This is a genomic window from Microbacterium sp. NPDC080220, assembly GCF_040686395.1.
Taxonomy (GTDB): domain Bacteria; phylum Actinomycetota; class Actinomycetes; order Actinomycetales; family Microbacteriaceae; genus Microbacterium; species Microbacterium gawkjiense.
Genome location: NZ_JBFBOP010000001.1, coordinates 319185 through 338240 on the forward strand (window position 1 = coordinate 319185; position 19056 = coordinate 338240).

General features: G+C 73.7%; 15 protein-coding genes. 9 read left to right on the top strand and 6 right to left on the bottom strand.

Annotated features, from left to right (window positions below):
- Window position 1 precedes the first annotated feature (1 nt).
- Complete coding sequence (locus AB0P29_RS01820; protein WP_363378036.1) at window positions 2-3283, bottom strand: ATP-dependent DNA helicase; 3282 nt, start codon at window positions 3281-3283, stop codon at window positions 2-4.
- Window positions 3280-6357, bottom strand: coding sequence for an ATP-dependent DNA helicase (locus AB0P29_RS01825; RefSeq protein WP_363378038.1), 3078 nt, complete (start codon window positions 6355-6357; stop codon window positions 3280-3282). Before AB0P29_RS01825 ends, AB0P29_RS01820 begins: the two co-directional genes overlap by 4 nt.
- Window positions 6358-6521: 164 nt before the next feature.
- On the opposite strand from AB0P29_RS01825, the gene AB0P29_RS01830 reads away from it, so the two are divergent.
- Both AB0P29_RS01830 and AB0P29_RS01835 read left to right on the top strand, forming a co-directional pair.
- A complete protein-coding gene (locus AB0P29_RS01830; RefSeq protein ID WP_064001825.1) occupies window positions 6522-6743 on the top strand; it encodes a DUF3107 domain-containing protein in 222 nt (73 codons plus the stop codon).
- A 1-nt stretch (window position 6744) separates the two neighbouring features.
- Window positions 6745-7035 (top strand): hypothetical protein, encoded by a 291-nt coding sequence (locus AB0P29_RS01835; protein ID WP_359917470.1) that lies wholly within the window; start codon window positions 6745-6747, stop codon window positions 7033-7035.
- A gap of 42 nt (window positions 7036-7077) precedes the next feature.
- Here AB0P29_RS01835 and AB0P29_RS01840 read toward each other — a convergent pair whose 3' ends face one another.
- The gene (locus AB0P29_RS01840; protein ID WP_064001823.1) at window positions 7078-7812 is read right to left on the bottom strand and encodes a ferritin-like fold-containing protein; all 735 of its coding nucleotides are present in this window, start codon (window positions 7810-7812) and stop codon (window positions 7078-7080) included.
- A gap of 144 nt (window positions 7813-7956) precedes the next feature.
- On the opposite strand from AB0P29_RS01840, the gene AB0P29_RS01845 reads away from it, so the two are divergent.
- The gene (locus AB0P29_RS01845; RefSeq protein WP_363378041.1) at window positions 7957-9477 is read left to right on the top strand and encodes a DEAD/DEAH box helicase; all 1521 of its coding nucleotides are present in this window, start codon (window positions 7957-7959) and stop codon (window positions 9475-9477) included.
- Between the two features lie 14 nt (window positions 9478-9491).
- On the opposite strand, the gene AB0P29_RS01850 is transcribed toward AB0P29_RS01845, so the two are convergent.
- On the bottom strand, window positions 9492-10367 hold the full coding sequence (locus tag AB0P29_RS01850) for a PHP domain-containing protein (protein WP_253036185.1): 876 nt from the start codon (window positions 10365-10367) through the stop codon (window positions 9492-9494).
- 56 nt (window positions 10368-10423) lie between these two features.
- Here AB0P29_RS01850 and AB0P29_RS01855 point away from each other — a divergent pair, with 56 nt between their 5' ends.
- The 3 genes from AB0P29_RS01855 to AB0P29_RS01865 are packed head-to-tail and all read left to right on the top strand — an operon-like array spanning window position 10424 to window position 14673.
- Complete coding sequence (locus AB0P29_RS01855) at window positions 10424-11437, top strand: endonuclease/exonuclease/phosphatase family protein (RefSeq protein WP_363378044.1); 1014 nt, start codon at window positions 10424-10426, stop codon at window positions 11435-11437.
- A 31-nt stretch (window positions 11438-11468) separates the two neighbouring features.
- Window positions 11469-12887 carry an aminopeptidase P family protein gene (locus AB0P29_RS01860; RefSeq protein ID WP_363378046.1) on the top strand — a complete coding sequence of 473 codons (1419 nt, stop codon included), beginning with the start codon at window positions 11469-11471 and terminating at the stop codon, window positions 12885-12887.
- Between the two features lie 10 nt (window positions 12888-12897).
- Window positions 12898-14673, top strand: coding sequence for a gamma-glutamyltransferase (locus AB0P29_RS01865; protein ID WP_363378048.1), 1776 nt, complete (start codon window positions 12898-12900; stop codon window positions 14671-14673).
- Here AB0P29_RS01865 and AB0P29_RS01870 read toward each other — a convergent pair.
- Complete coding sequence (locus tag AB0P29_RS01870) at window positions 14655-15326, bottom strand: alpha/beta family hydrolase (protein WP_359917455.1); 672 nt, start codon at window positions 15324-15326, stop codon at window positions 14655-14657. The two genes, AB0P29_RS01865 and AB0P29_RS01870, sit on opposite strands and share 19 nt — an antisense overlap.
- Window positions 15323-16054, bottom strand: coding sequence for a general stress protein (locus AB0P29_RS01875; protein ID WP_311283952.1), 732 nt, complete (start codon window positions 16052-16054; stop codon window positions 15323-15325). The genes AB0P29_RS01870 and AB0P29_RS01875 overlap by 4 nt, the downstream gene beginning before the upstream one ends.
- Window positions 16055-16126: 72 nt before the next feature.
- Here AB0P29_RS01875 and AB0P29_RS01880 point away from each other — a divergent pair, with 72 nt between their 5' ends.
- The 3 genes from AB0P29_RS01880 to AB0P29_RS01890 are packed head-to-tail and all read left to right on the top strand — an operon-like array spanning window position 16127 to window position 19052.
- On the top strand, window positions 16127-17389 hold the full coding sequence (locus AB0P29_RS01880; protein WP_217530245.1) for a CBS domain-containing protein: 1263 nt from the start codon (window positions 16127-16129) through the stop codon (window positions 17387-17389).
- Window positions 17389-17919 (top strand): DUF1003 domain-containing protein, encoded by a 531-nt coding sequence (locus tag AB0P29_RS01885; protein ID WP_217530247.1) that lies wholly within the window; start codon window positions 17389-17391, stop codon window positions 17917-17919. The genes AB0P29_RS01880 and AB0P29_RS01885 overlap by 1 nt, the downstream gene beginning before the upstream one ends.
- The gene (locus tag AB0P29_RS01890; protein ID WP_363378052.1) at window positions 17916-19052 is read left to right on the top strand and encodes a P-loop NTPase; all 1137 of its coding nucleotides are present in this window, start codon (window positions 17916-17918) and stop codon (window positions 19050-19052) included. The genes AB0P29_RS01885 and AB0P29_RS01890 overlap by 4 nt, the downstream gene beginning before the upstream one ends.
- The last annotated feature ends 4 nt before the right edge of the window (window positions 19053-19056 follow it).

Sequence of the window (19056 nt, forward strand, 5' to 3'; positions counted from 1 at the left end):
TTCAGCCGCGCAGGACGAGGCCGTCGGCGACGTAGAACAGCGCGACGTCGATCCGCTCCATCGGCACGCCGTGCTTCGCGTGGTACGCCCGCCGGTAGAGCTCGAGCTGCAGCATCCGCTCCGTGCGCTCCGCCGCGGTGCGGGGCGGGCGCCCGGTCTTCCAGTCCACGATCTCGATCCGGTCGCCCCGGCGGTAGACGGCGTCGAGCTTGCAGATGACGACGTGCGGCCGGCCGTCGCCGAGCGGATCCGGTTCGACGAAGTCGATCTCGGTCTCGACCTCGATCGGCTGCAGGCCCCCCCACTCCGAGGCGAGGAACGCCTCGCGCAGCCGGTCGAGCGTCTCGGCGTCCGCGGGCGACGCCGAGGTCGCGTCCTCGTCGTCGTCCCAGAGGACGTCGTCAGCCGACCGCGCGCGGCCCACCAGTCCGGAACGCTGCTCGACCCACGCGTGGAAGAGCGTGCCCAGCCGCGTCTGACGGTAGGGACGCTCGGGCAGCGGCCGGGCCGCCGCGATCGCGGCCGCGCCGTAGTCCGCCACGAAGTCCTTGAATCGGGATGCCGGGATGCGCGTCGGTGCGTGCGGCGCCCGCCCCGCGGCCCGGGCGGCCCGCTCGGCCAGCAGGAGCTCGAGGTCGCGCGCGGGTGTCGCCGGGGCGGCCGCCATCGCCTGCCGCACCCGCGCCGCCGCATCCCGCACCCGCGCCGACCGCGCCCCGAGCGGGTCGATCGGCCACTCGAGGGTCGCTCGCGCCCCCTCGTACGGGTTCTCCGTCGTCTCCGACTCGGGCAGGGGCGCCTCGAGTTCGTCCGCGATCTCACGGACGAACCGGCTCACGACGCGCGGCTTCTTCGTCCCCGCCCAGGGGGACGCCGAGATGAGCAGGTGCTCGCGCGCCCGGGTCACCGCGACGTACGCGAGCCGCCGTTCCTCGGCGAGGTGTCGCTCGCGGATGCCGTCCTTGAACGCCGCGTGCTCCCGCTTGAGATCTTGCTGCGTCGGCGCGTCGTGCGCCGACCACAGGAACGCGGGCAGCCACTCGCGGTCGCCGCGGAAGGAGTACGGCAGGACGCCGAAGCCGAGCCATCCCTGCGCATCCCGGAGTGCAGCGGGCAGCTCGTCCTCGACGGCACGGACGACGGCGACGGCATCCCATTCCAAGCCCTTGGATCCGTGGATCGTCAGGAGCTGAACGACATCGTCCTCGGGCGGTTCGGTCCGGGGCGCGAACTCGTCGATGCGCTCGGCCCGGTCGAGCCAGGCGAGCAGGCTGGGCAGCGAGCCGCGCTCGTCGGTCTGCAAGAACCCGTGCAGCTCGTCGACGAACGCGCGGAGCTGATCGGAGGCCGTACGCGCGGGTCCGCGCGACTCGTTCGCCGCGAGCTCGATGTCCAGGTGCAGCTCGTTCTCGATGAGTCGCACGAGCTCGGGGATGGGAAGCCCCGCGGCCCGGCGCAGACCTGCGAAGACGGCTCCGGCGTCGCGCAGCCGCTCACGGGCGGCGGGCGTGAACCCGGCCAGCCACCCGTGGTCGGGCTTCTGCCGCGCGACGAAATCGAGCGCGGCGACGAGCGATCCACCCTCGTCGCCGGCGGAGGCGCGGATGATCTCGGCCAGCTCGGTCGGCAGCGGCTGCAGGGCGGTGTCATGCCGCACCAGCCGCGCCGCGACCTGCGCGAGTTCGCGGAGGTCCGCGAGCCCCACGGACCACCGCGGGCCGGCGAGCAGCCGGATGAGCGCGGAGCCGGACCGCGGATCGCTGATGACCCGCAGCGCGGAGACGACGTCGACGACCTCCGGGGTCGAGAGCAGTCCGCCGAGCCCCAGGATGCGGTGAGGGATGCCGCGACGCCCGAGCGCGTCCGCGAAGCGCAGCATGTGCTTCTTGCTGCGCAGCAGGATCGCGCCCGTCGTCGCCCGTCCCGCGCGGTGACGCTCGTCCCGGACGTCCGCGAACCACGCCGCGACGGCATCCGCCTCGGCGTCGAGGTCGTCCTCCACCACGATGTCGACCCGCCCCGCCGGCGCCCCCGGACGCGGCCGGAGGGAGCCCACCTCGACGGGGGCGTCCAGCGGAGCGAGCACCGCACCCGCGGCGCGCAGGACGTCGACGCCGTTGCGCCAACTGGTGAGGAGCGCGTAGCTGCGGCCGGCGGCATCCGGATCGAACGAACGGGCGAAGTCGCCCAGGTTCCCCGCGCTCGCCCCGCGCCAGCCGTAGATCGACTGGTGCGGGTCGCCGACGGCCATGACGGCGGTGCGCCGGAAGAGGGTCGCGAGCAGGTCGGTCTGCACGACCGACGTGTCCTGATACTCGTCCAGCAGGACGACCCGGTACCGCTCGCGCAGCTCCGCGGCCACCGCCGGATGCGACCGGACCACCTGAAGCGCCCCGGCGACCTGATCGGAGAAGTCGATGAGCCCGCGGCGGCGCTTCTCGGCCTCGTACGTCCGCGCGAGGGCGACGAGCACGGACAGGCCCGACACCTTCTCGGCCGCCGTCCGCACCTCGGCGTAGACGGAGGTCCCGGCGCGCTGGCTGGGACGCTCGAGGACGCCCTGGAAGGCCGTCGAGAACGCGTCGAGGTCGTCCAGCTCGACGAGGTTGTCGACGCTGTCGCGGGCGATCCGCAGCGCCGCGTCGATGATGGTCGACGGACGCTCGGCGCGATCGGGCAGACGGGGGTCGTCGGAGGAGAGCACGACCTGCCGCATGAGCAGCCACGCCGCCGACTCGCTCATCACGACCGCCTCGGCATCACGACCGATGCGGACGGCGTTCTCGCGGACGATGGCGTCGGCGAAGCTGTTGTACGTCGACACCGCCGGCCGCTCGAGCAGGGCGTCCGCGCCGTCACCGCCGGGCGACTCGGGTGCGAGGGCGTCGAGCGCCGCACGCCGAGCGGACTCGGGAGCACCGGACCGCTCGAGCTCGCCGAACACCGCGAGCCGCCCCTCGGCGTGGAGCCGACCGAGGTGCGGGAGCAGGCCGCGCCGCTCGAACTCCCCGAGGCGACGCAGCCGCGAACCGATCCGTTCCGCGAGTTCGCCGGCGGCCTTGCGCGTGAAGGTGAGCCCCAGCACCTCGTCCCGGCGCACGAGACCGTTCGCGACGAGCCAGACGACACGACCGGCCATCGTCTCGGTCTTGCCGCTGCCGGCACCCGCGACCACGAGCGCCGGCGCCAGCGGCGCGGAGATGACGGCCGACTGCTCCGCCGTCGGCGGAAACTGCCCGAGGGCCGCCGCAACGGCCTCGGGACTCAGGAGTGCGGAGGTCACGCGGAGCTCACCGGTCCGATCGTGTGGATGCGGCAGAGTCCGCGGGTGTGGTCGTCACGGCAGTGCTCCTCGAACGGGGCGACGAACGATGTGCCGCGCATGATCCGCACCGCCTCGTCGACGCGTCCCAGGAACGCGGCCCGCGTCTCGTCGTCGAAAGGCTCCTGCCTCGGCTCGGCGTACGGGCCGTGACGGGTGCCCTTCAGGACGAGGAGTTTCGCACCCCCGGGCTCCGCTCCCGCCGCCGCGGGGATCGCACCGCGCTCGAAGGCCAGCTGGTAGGCCGCGAGCTGCGGGTTCTCGAGGGCGGCGCGCTCACCCGTCGCCTCGCTGCGCCCCGTCTTCAGGTCGACGATCACGACGCGTCCGTCCCGGGTGCGTTCGACGCGGTCGATGTACCCCGAGAGGATCGCCGGGTGCGCGGCATCCGGCACCGGGAGCTCGACCTCGAAGTGCGGTTCGGCGCCGACGAGCTTCGTGCCCGCCCGCTCGGTGTCGCGCAGGTACGCGGCGAGCCGGGTCACGAGGTCCCGTGCGCGACGGCGCTCCGCCTCATCGATCCAGGGCGCCTCGAACTCCAGCTGAGACCAGCCGTCCTCGACGTACGACCACAGCGCCTCCTCGTCCGCCGTCGCGACGTGCTCGAGCGCGCCGTGCAGCAGCGTCCCGAGCCCGGCGACGGCCGTGCCGGGATCCCCGCCGAGGTCGCCGATCGCCCAGTCGAGCTGGCACTGCTCGAGGGCATGGATGCGGGAGGGCGACACGCGCAGCGGCGCGACGTCGAGATCCCGCAGCGGCGCGGTGCTCGTGGGTTCCGCGAGGCCGTACCACTGCGCCGGATGCGCGCCCGGCACACCCGCCGCGGCGAGGAGCGCGAGCTGGCCCGCGGCATCCTCCCGGTCGGACTCCGACGACCGCGGGTCGGTGAGCCGGCGGCGGTGCGCGGCGACGAGTCCCCGCAGCGTGAGGGGGTGCTCCGCCGAGCGCGGCGCCGGAGAGGCGGGCGGGAGGAGGTCGAACAGGACGCTCGGACCGGTGTCGTCGTCGTCGACGGCGGTGACGATCAACCGGGAGCGGGCGCGCGATACGGCGCGGGCGAAGAGCCGCAGCTCGTCGTGCAGCACCGCGCGACGTCGGTCGGCGGTGTCGAGGTCGGTGTCCTCCTCGGCCAACCGCGCCGTCTCGAGGAGGCTCCCTCGCAGCCGCAGGTTCGGCCAGACGCCGTCCTGCACGCCGGCGACGACGACGGTGTCGAACTCGAGGCCGAGCGCCGCGGCAGGCGTCGAGATCTGCACGCCGCTGGCGACGGTGCCGGTGCGGAGGCGATCCTCCGCGACCTCGGAGTGCAGCAGCGCGCGCAGGTGGTCGATCGGCGCGGTCCCGTCCTCCCGCTCGCCGTGCCGCTTGGCCGCTTCGAAGAGCGCCACGACGGCGTCGAGGTCGCGACGGGCCTGGTCGGCCAGCGGTCCCTGGCCGTCGGCCAGCGTGCGCAGCTGCCGCTCCAGCCCGCGCTGCTCCCACACGGTCCACAGCAGCTCGTGCGCCGTCGCGCCGGCCCGGATCTGCTCGGCGACCTCGGCCAGCGTGCGCGACAGTCGTGCGGCGCGCCGGGCCTCCGGGGTGTCCACCACGTCGAATTCCACGGGATGACGCACCCCCGACGCGAGCAGCTCGCGCGCGGACCGCTCGCCGCCGCGGCGCAGCTCCGCGTGCCGCAGCGCCGCCCGGAGCCGGCGGAGTTCGACGGGGTCGAGACCGCCGCCGACGAGCACGTCGAGCACCTCGTCGTCGCTGCGTGACTCCGCGGAGACGGCCGCGAGGTCGACCGCCCGGAGGAGATCCCGGACGATGGGCGTCTCGGCGAGGGCGCGCGCAGGCCCCACCGCCGCGGTCGGGACGTCGCGCGCCGACAGCTCCGCCTCGAGCGCCGTCACCTGTCGGGAGTCGTGCGCGATGACCGCCAGCTGCTCCCAGGGGACGCCGTCGTGGACATGCCTTTCGCGCAGCAGGCGTGCGATGAGGTCGACCTCCTCCGCTCCGGAGCGGAGTGCGAAGGCGCGCAGGCTCTCCTCGGGTTCGACCCCGACGGGCGGATGCCGGTGGGCGACCAGTCCCGCGGCGCCGATGCGCGAGGTGACCTGGGCGACGAGGTCCCGCTGGGCGGGCGTGCCGCGGTGGATGCGGTCCAGGACGTGCGTCCGCGTCGCGAGACGGGCGAAGTTCTCCGGGCGCGCGCCGCGGAAGGATCCCGAGCCCACGTCGGGGTCTCCGAAGGCGAGCACGGCGATCCCCCGCCGTCGGCACGCCTCGAGCAGTTCCACGCCGCCGAGGGTCAGCTCCTGCGCGTCGTCCACGAGGATCGCCCGCAGTCCCGCCACCGCGCCGAGCGCCGGCGAGCCGGCGGGGGCGTTGCGGAGGAGACCCACCGCCTCGCGCACGAGCCCCGCCGCGTCGCGGTGGGCGCCGCGCATGCGCGCGCGGACTGAGCGGTACTCCCGCGCGAACGAGGCGAGCGACGCCCAGACCGGACGGTCCGTCGCCGCCGCGCGCGCGGCGAGTTCCTCGGGCTCGATGCCGAGCGTCGTCATCTCGGCGAGGAAGGCACGGATCTCGGCCCGGAGCCCCGGAGTGCTGCGGATGTCGGCGGGCAGCCATTCCGGCCAGCGCGACGGGCCGTCGGCCTCGTCCTCGGCGTCGCCCGCCAGCAGATCGCCGATGATCCGGTCCTCGTCGGGCCCGGTGAGCAGCTGCGGCGGCTCGTCGCCCGCGTGGACGGCGTGCGACCGGACCACCTGGTAGGCGAAGGCGGGGACGGATCGCGCGAGCGGACCGCTCGTGGCGACGCGCACGCCGACCGCGAGACGGTCGCGCAACGCGGTCGCGGCCGTCCGTGTCGGGGTGAGCACGACGACCTCGTCGGGACGCATCCCGTCGTCGATGAGTGCGACGACGCGGGAGACGAGCGTCGCCGTCTTGCCCGATCCCGGCGCACCGATCACGACACCGGATGCCGCCGGTTCGAGACCCACGACGGCCTTCTGCGCCGTGTCGAGGGCGAACGGCAGGTCGGGCATGGGCTCCACGCTAATCGGAGCGACGGACACCCGCCCCGCAGCGCCCCGCGTGGCGCCGACGGGCCGTTCGCCGACAGCGAGCGGCCCGCGCGTCCGGGCCGGGAGCCGGTGCCGTAGGCTCGAGACGCGCCCGGAGACCCGGGCCGGGAAAGGCAGGCATCACCGTGGAGATCCGCATCGGCATCGCGAACTCGCGCGAGCTCGGCTTCGACTCGAACGAGACGGCCGACGCCGTGAAGCAGACCGTCACCGCCGCTCTCGACAGCGGCGCGACCTACGTGACCCTCACCGATTCCAAGGGCGCCACCTACGTCATCCCCACGGCCGGCATCGCGTTCGTCGAGGTCGGGACCGACCAGTCGCGTCGCGTGGGCTTCGTCGCCTGACATGCTCGTCGTCCTTGCGCTGGTCTTCGGGGCGATCGCGGGGACGGCCGTCCACTTCGCCCTGCCGCAGCGCGCGCTCCGCGGCGTCGCGATCGGTCCGCTGCTCGGCGCCGCCCTCGGCACCGCGACGTGGACCGCACTCACCTGGGCGGGTCTCGGGCCGGATGCGGCGTGGATCTGGCTCGCCAGCATCCTGGTGCCGATCCTGCTCACCGCGGCGGTCCTCGTGCTCCTCACCCGTACGCGGGCGGCGCGGGACGCCCGGACCCGTCACGAGCTCGGCATCGCCTGATCCCGGCGCACACCCGCCGCCCTCCGCGGCCCGCCGCCGGTCTCAGGCGTCGAGGCCGATGCTCGTCATCCGGCGCGAGTGGGCCCCCAGCAGCTGGGTGAACACCGGCTCAACCTGCTTCTCGTCGTCGACGTCGAGCGCTCCCGGGCGCTCGGTCGTGCTCGACCGCAGCGCGCCGCGCGCGACCAGGAGGGTGTCGCCGACGAGGCGCCTCCCCCACAGGCTCAGCAAGGAGCGCAGTTCGTCGTCGTCCGAGATCGCGTCGGTGATGATGCCCACGAGCGGGGCGCGGTCGGCATCCGCTCGGAGGATCGCGGCCGCACGGCGTCCGGTCTCGCCGTAGCTGCCGGACAGGGACAGATAGAAGTCGTCGAGCAGGCCCGCCGTCAGGTGGACCGACAGCATCGTCTCGAGGGGCCGCGCGCCGTGGGTGGCGCGGCGGAAGGCGTCGAGGGGTTCGCGGAACGGCAGCATCAGCTCGAGCGGGTCGTCGCCGCGGTCCCGGATGAGGGCGACAAGTGCCTGGTGCTTGAACAGCGCGGCGCCGGCCGCGCGGGAGAGCGACTCCTTGTGCCCGAGCTCGGGGCTGCGCTCGATGAGCGAGCTGAGGGTCTCGACGTAGCCGAGCTGCAGGTAGGCCGCCTGACCGAGATAGGTGGCGAGGTCGGGAGCGAGCTGCTCGAAATCGACGCGCCGGACGTCGCTCGCCTCGTCGCGCGAACGCAGCCGCAGGGTGCGCCCGGGGGGCCGCCGTCGCTGCCAGAACCACCTCACCACGGCAACAGCCTACGGGGCGCGACGGCCCCCTCCGGTAGGGTGGTGGGGTCCCGGCGTCGGATCGGGACCCCGCGCCTGGGGCTGAGTGAAGGGCGTGGACCCCTCATGACGGCGGCATCTCACCGCCAGACAGGCACGGAAAGCATGACCACGTTCGCAGAGCTCGGCGTCGACCAGGACATCGTCGACACCCTCGCCGCCAAGGGCATCGTCGACACGTTCCCCATCCAGGAGCAGACGATCCCGCTCGGCCTCCCCGGCCAGGACATCATCGGCCAGGCCAAGACCGGCACCGGCAAGACCTTCGGCTTCGGCATCCCCGTCGTCCAGCGACTCGGCCTGAACCCCGAGCCCGGCGTCAAGGCTCTCATCGTCGTCCCGACGCGCGAGCTGGCCGTCCAGGTCTACGAGGACATGGACATGCTGACCTCCGGCCGCGCCACCAGCGTCGTCGCCATTTACGGCGGCAAGGCCTACGAGGGTCAGATCGATCAGCTCAAGGCCGGCGCGCAGATCGTCGTCGGCACCCCCGGTCGCCTCATCGACCTCAACAACCAGCGACTCCTCGACCTCTCGAACGCGACCGAGGTCGTCCTCGACGAGGCCGACAAGATGCTCGACCTCGGCTTCCTCCCCGACATCGAGAAGATCTTCCAGAAGGTCGCGCCCGTCCGCCACACCATGCTCTACTCGGCGACGATGCCCGGGCCGATCGTCGCCCTCGCGCGCCGGTTCATGTCGAACCCGATCCACATCCGCGCGAGCGACCCCGACGAGGGCCTCACGCAGGCCAACATCAAGCACCTCGTGTACCGCGCGCACTCGCTCGACAAGGACGAGGTCATCGCCCGCATCCTGCAGGCCGAGGGCCGCGGCAAGACCGTCATCTTCACGCGCACCAAGCGCGCTGCGCAGCGCCTCGTCGACGAACTGAACGACCGCGGCTTCAGCGCCGGGGCGGTCCACGGCGACATGAGCCAGGAGGCGCGCGAGCGCTCGATGGCCGCGTTCAAGGCCGGCAAGCGGGACGTCCTCATCGCCACCGACGTCGCCGCCCGCGGCATCGACGTCGACGACGTCACCCACGTCATCAACCACACGATCCCCGACGACGAGCAGACCTACCTGCACCGCGCCGGCCGCACCGGCCGCGCCGGCAAGACCGGCATCGCGGTGACCTTCGTCGACTGGGACGACCTGCACAAGTGGGCCCTCATCAACCGCGCGCTCGACTTCGGCCAGCCCGAGCCGCTCGAGACGTACTCGTCGAGCCTGCACCTGTTCGAGGACCTCGACATCCCGGCCGGCACGAAGGGCCGCATCACCGCGGCGCCCAAGGCGGCCCCCGCACGGTCGAGCGCCGCTCCCGCCCGCGCGGCCGACGCCGCCGCCGACGCGTCCGGCGAGGCGGGCACCCGTCGTCGCCGCCGCCGGCGTTCCGGCAGCGGCGAGGCGAAGGTCGGCTCCACCTTCATTGAAGGGGCGGATGCCGCGGCATCCGACTCGTCCTCGGCGTCCGCCGACAGCGCGGACCGCGCAGTCGACGGTGCCGGCACGCACGACGGCGCCGGCAAGGAGCACCACGACGGCAAGCCCGCACCGGCGCGCCGGCGGCGCCGCCGTCGGGGCGGATCGGGCGCCGGCGCGCCCGTCGCGGGGGCCTGATTCCGCTCGTCGCGCTACGGCGTGACGAGCGAGCTGCCCGACCCGAGGGCGACGATCCTCGCGATCGCGTCCTCGGACGTCGTGTTCTCCCCCGGCACGTTCGGCTTCCCCCGGCCGTGGTAGTCGCTCGAGCCGGTCGCGATGAGGTCGTGCGCGGCGACGAGGCGCCGGAGTTCCCCGAGCGCGGGTTCGACGTTCTCGCGATGGCCGAGCTCGAAGCCCGCGAGGCCCGCGTCGAGCATGTCCCGCACGACCCGGTCGGGCAGGCGGCCGGCGCGGCCCGCCGGGTGCGCGATCACCGGCACTCCCCCGGCGCCGGCGACGGCCGCCACCGCCGCGACCGGGTCGGGCGCGTACAGGGCGACGTAGTAGTCGCTCCGAGGGGACAGGATGCCGCTGAACGCCTCGCCGCGGTCGCGGACGTGGCCGCGGGCCACCAGGGCGTCGGCGATGTGGGGCCTGCCCACCGTCGCCCCCTCGGCGGTCTGCGCCTCGATGTCCTCCCACGTGAGGTCGTAGTCGCGGCCGATCCGTTCGGCCATCGTGCGCGCACGGGAGCGCCGCGAACGCCGGATGCGGTCGGTCAGTGCGCGCAGGCCCGCATCGTCCGGGTCGACGAGGTAGGCCAGGACGTGCACGCTCCGCCATTCATGCCGTGCCGAGAGCTCCATGCCCGGCAGGAACGACATGCCGAGCGACACAGCCGCGTCGGCAGCCTCCGCCCATCCCGATGTCGTGTCGTGATCCGTCAGCGCGGCGGTCCGGATCCCGTGGCGGTGCGCCGCGGCCATGACCGCCGCGGGCGGCTCGGTGCCGTCGGAGTGATCCGAGTGCAGGTGCAGGTCGCCGGGTCCGAACGGGCCGGACGGAGCGGAGGACCCTGCGGACATGGACACGAGCGTACCGCGCGCAGAAACTCCCCAGCCTCCCCGCCTAATCTCGTGGTGTGCTGCGACTGACGGGGATCCTCTTCACGATCGCCACCGCCATCGTCGCCGCCGTCCTGACCTGGCCGCAGTTCTTCCGCCTCGAGCAGACCTTCCCGATCGCACAGCTCGTGTCGCTGCGCCCGGTGCTCGCCGTCGGCTTCGCGGTTCTCGCGCTCGTCGGCCTGCTGATCTGCCTCGGGCGCCGCACCCGCGGATTCGGCGCCGGACTCGCGATGATCGGCCTCCTCGCGGGCGGGGCGAACGTCGGCATCCTCGTCGTCCGCGGCGTCGGGACGACGGGCCTGCCCGAGAAGACGGCGGACAGCATCCGCGTCATGACGTGGAACACCGCGGGTCCCGCCACCGACGTCGATGCGATCGTCACGACCGCCATCGCGATGGACGTCGACATCGTCGCACTCCCCGAGACGAACGACGACACCGGCGAGGCGATCGCGATCGCGATGCGCGAGCGCGGCAACCCCATGTGGGTGCACGAGGAGAACTACCAGGGGTGGGACGCGACCTACACGACCCTGCTCATCTCCCCCGACCTCGGCGACTACGCCGTCGTCGAGTCCGACGCATCCGGCACCACCAACACCTCGGTCGTCCCCAGCGTCGTCGCGATGCCCGTCGACGGCGACGGTCCGATCGTCGTCGCCGTCCACGCCGTCGCCCCTCGCCAGGGCGACATGGACCACTGGCGCAGCGACCTGCGCTGGCTCGCCGACCAGTGCGCCAGCGACGACGTCATCATGGCCGGCGACTTCAACGCGACGGTCGACCACATGAGCCGGCTCGGGACCGACGGCGGCACGATGGGCCGCTGCCGCGACGCGGCGACGGCGACGGGCAACGGCGCCGTGGGGACGTGGGACACCGCGTGGCCGGCGCTGGTCGGCGCGCCGATCGACCACGTGATGACGACGGATGCCTGGCGGCCGACCGGGTCGGTGGTCGTCACCTCGCTCGACGGTTCGGGCGGCGATCACCGTCCGGTCATCGTGCAGGTGGAGCGGGCGGGCTGACGTCCCGCGCGGTCGGTGGGAGACTGGGAGGATGACCACCGACGATCGCGACACCATCGCACCGGAGACCACCGAGACCGCGGCCGCAGCGACCACCAATCGCAAGCAGCCCTTCCCCGCGGGCTTCCTCGACTCCATCTCGACGGGCTGGGCCGAGCGTCCCGCGTCGCTGCCCCAGCAGCGCGCCGAGGCACCGTACGCCGCAGCGCGCCGCGCGGCGGTCTCCGCCGCGTTCCCGGGCTCGCGCCTGGTCGTCCCCGCAGGCTCGTACAAGCAGCGCTCGAACGACACCGATTACCCCTTCCGCGCGCACTCCGCGTTCTCGCACCTGACGGGGTGGGGCGCCGACGCCGTCCCCGACTCGGTGCTCGTGTTCGAACCGACCGGCGACGGCCACGACCTCACGCTGTACCTGCGCGAGCGCGCCGATCGGACGACGACCGAGTTCTACGCCGACGCCGCGATCGGCGAGTTCTGGATCGGCCCGCGCCCCGCGCTCGACGCGGTCGCGGCGGACCTCGGCATCCCCACAGCGCACATCGATGCCTTCTACAGCACGGCGGAGGACCGCAGGGTCGAGGTCGACGACGAGCTCACCCGGTTCGTGTCCGAGCTGCGCCTCGTGAAGGACCCGTACGAGATCGCCCAGATGCGGCTCGCGGTCGAGGCGACCGGCCGGGGGTTCGACGACATCGTCGCCGAGCTCCCCCGCATCATCGACACGCCCCGGGGCGAGCGTGCCATTGAGGGCGTCTTCCACCTGCGCGCGCGCACCGACGGCAACGGCGAGGGGTACGACACGATCGCCGCCTCGGGCCCGCACGCCTGCTACCTGCACTGGACCCGCAACGACGGCGCGGTCGTCCCCGGCGACCTCGTGCTGATCGACGCGGGCGTCGAGGTCGACAGCCTCTACACGGCCGACATCACCCGCACCCTCCCGGTCTCGGGGACGTTCTCCGCCGTGCAGCGCCGGATCTACGACGCGGTCCTCGAGGCGGCGGATGCGGCCTTCGCCGCGGCACGCCCCGGGGTGAAGTTCCGCGCCGTCCACGAGGCGGCGATGGCCGTCATCGCCGCCCGCACGGCCGAGTGGGGCCTGCTCCCCGTGACCGCCGAGGAGGCGCTCCACGCCGACAAGGGTGGGCAGCACCGCCGGTACATGGTGCACGGCACGAGCCACCACCTGGGCATCGACGTGCACGACTGCGCGCAGGCGCGGCGGGAGATGTACTACGACGGCGAGCTCGAGCCCGGCATGGTCTTCACGATCGAGCCGGGGCTCTACTTCCAGATCGACGACCTGACGGTCCCCGAGGAGTACCGGGGCATCGGGGTGCGGATCGAGGACGACATTGTCATGACCGAGAACGGCCCGGTGAACCTGTCGGCGGACATCCCGCGCACCGCGGACGAGATCGAGGCCTGGATCGCCCGCGCCCGCTCCTGAGAACGCCTCGATGTCCGCCGCCGGGTACACCCCACCGCCGTCGTTCACGACCCGCCCGCAGCTGACGGGGACGTTCGGCATCGCCGCGTCGACGCACGCCACGGCGACGGCGACGGCCATGGCGGTGCTCGAGCGCGGCGGGAACGCGTTCGACGCCGCGTGCGCGGGCGGGTTCGTGCTGCACATCGTGGAGCCGCACCTGAACGGTCCCGGCGGCGACCTCGTCGGGATCTTCCAACCGGCGGATGCCGCGACCCCCACGGTCCTCATGGGCCAGGGCGCGGCGCCCGCCGGCGCGACGATCGCGCACTTCCGCGCCGAGGGCCTCGACCTCGTGCCGGGCGCGGGCGGACTCGCCGCGGCCGTGCCCGCCGCCGTCGACGCGTGGCTGCTGCTGCTCCGGGACCACGGCACGTGGCCGCTGGCCGACGTCCTGTCGTTCGCGATCGGGTACGCCGAGGACGGCCATCCGCTTCTCCCCGCGGTATCGGCGACCATCGGTCGGGTCGCCGACCTGTTCCGGGAGCACTGGCCGGCCTCCGCCGACCTGTGGATGCCCGGCGGCGCCCCCGCCGCCGCCGGCGCCCTGCATCGCAACCCGGCGTACGCCGCGGTCCTCCGACGCCTCGTCGAGGCGGGCTCGGGCGACGACCGGATTGCGGCGATCGACGCGGCACGCACCGAATGGCGCCGGATCCTCGGCGACGCGTGCGACGAGCTCGCCCGCCCGCACCGGCACTCCAGCGGCACCGACCACGCCGCGGTGCTCACCCGCGCGGACCTCGTCGACCCGCCGGCGGGGTACGAGGAGCCCCTCTCCATCCCGTTCCGCGGTCGCACGGTGTTCAAGGCGGGGGCGTGGACGCAGGGCCCCGCACTCCTCGAGGCGCTCCGGATCCTCGACCCGCTCCCCGACGACCGCCTCGATCCCGCGACCACGGCGGGCGCGCACACCGTCGTCGAGACGCTCAAGCTCGTCCTCGCCGACCGCGACGCCCACCTCGGCGACGGAGCGGATGCCGCGGCCCTCCTCGCGGACGACGTCGTCACCGCTCGTCGGGCCGACCTCGGCGATCAGGCCTCGTCGCAGTGGCGCCCCGCGCGCCTGGCGGCTCGGGACCCGTGGCGCCCGCCGCTCCGATGCGACGGCGCCGCCGCCGCGGGCACGGGCGAACCGACCGTCGCCCGTTCGGGAGCGACCCGCGGGGACACCTGCCACATCGACGTCGCGGACCGCTGGGGCAACGTCATCGCCGTCACGCCGTCGGGCGGGTGGCTGCAGTCGTCCCCCGTCATCCCCTCGCTCGGCTTCTGCCTCGGGACACGCCTGCAGATGACGTGGCTCGACGAGGACTCGCCCGCGGCGCTCCGGCCCGGCACGCGGCCGCGCACGACGCTGTCGCCGACCCTCGTGCACGACGGCGACACCCGCATCGCGATGGGGACGCCCGGCGGTGACCAGCAGGACCAGTGGCAACTGCCGATGCTCCTGCGCATGTTCGTCGGCGGGTACACCGCGCAGCAGGCGATCGACGCCCCCACCCTCCACACGACGGGCATGGTCGACTCGTTCTGGCCGCGCACGTGGGATCCGACGGGAGTCGTCGCGGAGGACCGTCTCGGCGACGAGGTCCTCGGCGGCCTCGCCGACCGGGGCCATCGGGTCACGCGCGCGGGCGACTGGTCGCTCGGACGGCTCTCGGCCGTCGGGGTCGACCGGGCCACCGGCATCCTGTGGGCGGCGGCGAACCCCCGCGGTGTGCAGGGTTACGCCGCGGGGCGCTGAACCCGCTCGCGCAGCCACGGGAGCGCGGCAGACGCGGTCGCCGCACCCACCTCGTCCGCCGGCAGAGCGCGGCCGGCGACCTCGAACGAGTGCCGGGCACCCTCGAACCAGAGGATGTCCGCGTCCCGGCACGCGGCGACCGCCGCCTCCAGGTCGGCGAGCGGCTGCAGGAACGGGTCCTTCGTCCCCGACAGGAACAGCTGGGGCGCGGCGACGGCCGGCAGGTGCGCCGTGCGGGCGTTCTCGGGCTTCCCCGGCGGGTGCAGCGGATAGCCGAGATACACGAGCGCGTCGGGGGCGATCCGACCCTCCGCCGCGGCCATCGACGCCATCCGCCCGCCGTAGGACTTGCCCGCCGCCACGAACGGGATGCCGGGGGTCAGGCGACGACAGAACTCCTCGACGGCGGCCCACGTCTCGATCGCGTGCGCGGCGGGCCCCGGCATCCGTCGTCCCGCCTGACGGTAGGGGAAGTCGAACCGCACGGTCGTGAACCCGGCGGCGGACCAGGCGTGCGCCGCGCCGGCGAGGAACGGGTGCTCGTGCCCCGCGCCCGCGCCGTGGGCGAGCGCGACGATCGCCGTAGGCTCGGGGGCGTCGTCGATCACCACGGCCAGTTCGACCCCGCCCGCGGGCAGGGTGACCGGGATCATCGCGGCGCGTCGGGAGCGGCAGGCTGCGCCGGTGCGCCGCCCTGCTGCGGCGCGGTCGGCGGCGGCGTCACGGGCGGGAGGGGCGCCGGGTCGACGCGCTCGCCGTACCGGGGCGGCTCGGCCGGGTCCACGTGTTCGCCCGGCGCGGGTGCCGGGGCGGGGTCGACGCGCTCTCCCGCCCCGGGGACGGGAGCGGCCGGGTCGACACGCTCGCCGTAGCGCGGGGGCGCCGTCATGTCGGTCGGCGGTACCGGCGGGGCGGTCGGGGCCGCCGCGGCGCCGAGCAGTTCTTTGGCGCGGCCGAAGCTGCGAGGCAGCACCGTCACGTCGTAGTGGTCGGCGATGACCTGGGTCACCGAGGTGAAGTCGCGACGACGGCGCAGGATCGAGTAGCTGATGATGCTCATGAGCATGCCGAGCGCGATGCCCACGAGCATCACGCCGACGAACAGCTGCAGCGCGGCGCCGGGGCTGCCGAGCACGAAGATCGCGGCGAACAGCAGACCGAGCAGGACGCCGTTGATCGCGCCGGACCGCGCCGCGGTCGCGTATCCCAGCCGACCGGTGACGCGTTCGACCGAGCGCAGCCCGCGGCCGACGATCGCGATGTCCTGCGCCGGGACGTCCGCGCCGATGAGGGTCGACACCGACTTCTGCGCCGCCTCGTACGACGAGTACTCCGCGACCGTCGCACCGTGTTCCTTCGGGGCCCCACCCATCATGCTCATGGCCTCAGTCTCCCACGCGAGCCTTTGCGTGGGCGCAGGGAGCGCGAGGGATCCGCCGACTACGCTGGTCGGGTGAGTACGCAACGGGTCTTCGTCGCGCGCCTGACCGGGTGCGCCGTCTTCGACCCCGCGGGCGACCGGCTGGGGAAGGTCCGCGATGTGGTCGTGATCTACCGCAAGGACGATCCTCCGAGAGTGGTCGGGCTCGTGGTCGAGATCCCCGGCCGACGCAATGTGTTCCTGTCCATCGGACGGGTCACCTCGATCGCCAGCGGCCAGGTCATCACGACCGGCCTCATCAACGTCCGCCGCTTCGAGCAGCGCGGCGGCGAGGTGCGTGTCATGACGGAGCTCATCGGCCGCAACGTGCACCTCACCGACGGGTCGGGCTCCGCCGTGATCGAGGATGTCGCCATCGAGCGCGACCGCCTGGGCGACTGGCAGGTGGGGCAGTTGTTCCTGCGCCGCCCCAAGACCAGTGCGTCGCCGTTCGCCAAGGGGCCGACGACCTTCGCGCAGTGGAACGACGTGCGCGACGAGCAGGTCGCGGGACAGACGCAGTCCGCCGAGCTCCTGGTCGCCTCGTACTCCGAGCTCAAGCCCGCCGACCTCGCCAACACGCTCCTCGACCTCCCCGAGGAGCGCCTGCTCGAGGTGGCCGAGGAGCTTCCCGACGACCGTCTCGCCGACGCCCTCGAGGAGATGCCCGAGGACGAGCAGGTGCACATCCTCGAAGCCCTCGGCGACGAGCGCGCCGCCGACATCCTCGACGCGATGGAACCGGACGATGCGGCCGACGTGCTGGGTCAGCTGTCGGATGCCCGCGCCGGACAGCTGCTCGACCTCATGGAGCCCGAGGAGGCCGAGGACGTCCGCGCCCTCCTCGAGCACGGCCCCGACACCGCGGGCGGTCTCATGACCAGCGAACCGATCGTGCTGTCCGCCGACGCGACCGTCGCCGAGGCGCTCGCCCTCATCCGCCGCCACGAACTGCACCCCGCCCTCGCGGCCGCCGTCTTCGTGACCCTGCCGCCCTACGAGACCCCGACGGGGCGCCTGCTGGGTGTCGTGCACTTCCAGCGGATGCTGCGCTACCCGCCGCACGAGCGGCTGGGCGCCATCATCGACGACACCGTCGAGCCCGTCACCGTCTCGGCCAGCGCCGCCGAGGTCGCCCGTCTCCTCGCGAGCTACAACCTCGTCTCGCTGCCCGTCGTCGATCAGGCCCGCCACCTCGTCGGCACGGTCACGGTCGACGACGTGATCGACTACCTGCTGCCCGACGACTGGCGATCGCAGGACGCGCCGCGACAGGGTCCGGAGGTGCGGCGATGATGGCACGCGCGCCGAAGTCCGGGTTCGAGGCGCCCCGCGGGCGGCGCACGAGCGTGCTCAGCCGCACCCCGCAGCCTTCCCGCGACCGCTTCGGTCGGTTCACGGAGTGGATCGCCCGGGCGATGGGGACCCCCGCGTTCCTGCTCATCCTGACGCTCTTCTGCGTCGCCTGGATCGTCTGGAACACCGCCGCGCCCGAGGGACTGCGCTTCGACGACGCGGCGCTCGGGTTCACCGCCCTGACGCTCATGCTGTCGCTCCAGGCCTCGTACGCCGCTCCCCTCATCCTCCTCGCCCAGAACCGCCAGGACGACCGGGACCGCGTGCAGATCGAGCAGGACCGACAGCGGGCCGAGCGCAACCTCGCCGACACCGAATACCTCGCCCGCGAGGTCGTGGCCCTGCGGATGGCGCTCACCGACATGCAGGACGAGATGATCAGCCGCGACGTGCTCCGCCAGGAGCTCAAGGCCCTCATCGAGCGTCTCGACGAGCGCGACCGGCCGGGCGACGACGCCCGCTCCTCGTGAGCACCCCCGCGACGGCCGACGACGTCCGCCGTGCCGTGTCCGCCGTCGTCGACCCGGAGCTGCGGCGTCCGATCGGCGAGCTCGACATGGTGCGGGAGATCACCCTCGACGAGGGAACCGCGCACGTCGGCATCGCCCTGACGATCGTCGGATGCCCCGCCGCGGACCGCATCGAGCGGGACGTGCGGGATGCCGCGGCATCCGTCCCGGGCGTCGACGACGTCCGCGTCGAGGTGGGCGTCATGACGGCGGCGGAGCGCTCGGCCCTCGTCGAGCGGATCCGCGGCGCGCGTCGCATGCCGTTCACCGCCGACGCGCTGACCCGTGTCATCGCGGTCACGAGCGGCAAGGGCGGTGTGGGCAAGTCCACCCTCACGGCGAACCTCGCCGTCGCCCTGGCGACGCGAGGGTTGGCCGTCGGGCTGATCGACGCGGACGTGCACGGCTTCTCGATCCCGGGACTGCTCGGCCTCGTCGGCGAGGACGGCCGCCCGCCGCAGCCGACCCGCCTCGACGACCTCATGCTGCCGCCGGTCGCCCACGGCGTGAAGACGATCTCGATCGGGATGTTCCTCCCGGAGGGCTCCTCCCCCGCCGTCGCCTGGCGCGGGCCGATGTTGCACCGCACCGTGCAGCAGTTCCTCACCGACGTGCACTTCGGCGACCTCGACGTGCTCCTCATCGACATGCCCCCGGGGACCGGCGACGTGGCGATCTCCGTAGGTCAGCTCCTTCCGCATGCCGAGGTCCTCGTGGTGACGACGCCGCAGGCGGCCGCGGCCGACGTCGCCGTCCGCAGCGGCGTCGTGGCCCGTCAGACGGGCCAGCGCATCGTCGGCGTCATCGAAAACATGGCGGCCTTCGCCCTTCCCGACGGCACCCTCGTCGACGTGTTCGGCGCCGGCGGCGGGGCGGCGGTCGCCGCCGAACTCTCGACCGACGACGCCGCGGTGCCGCTCCTCGGCTCGGTCCCGCTGAGCCCTGCCCTCCGCCGCGGCGGCGATGAGGGCGAACCGGTCGTCCTCGCCGATCCCGGCGATCCCGCGGCGCGTGCGATCTCGGCGGTCGCCGACACCCTCGTCTCGACGCGCTCCTCGCTCGCCGGTCGCGCCCTCCCCGTCTCCCCCGCCTGAGGAG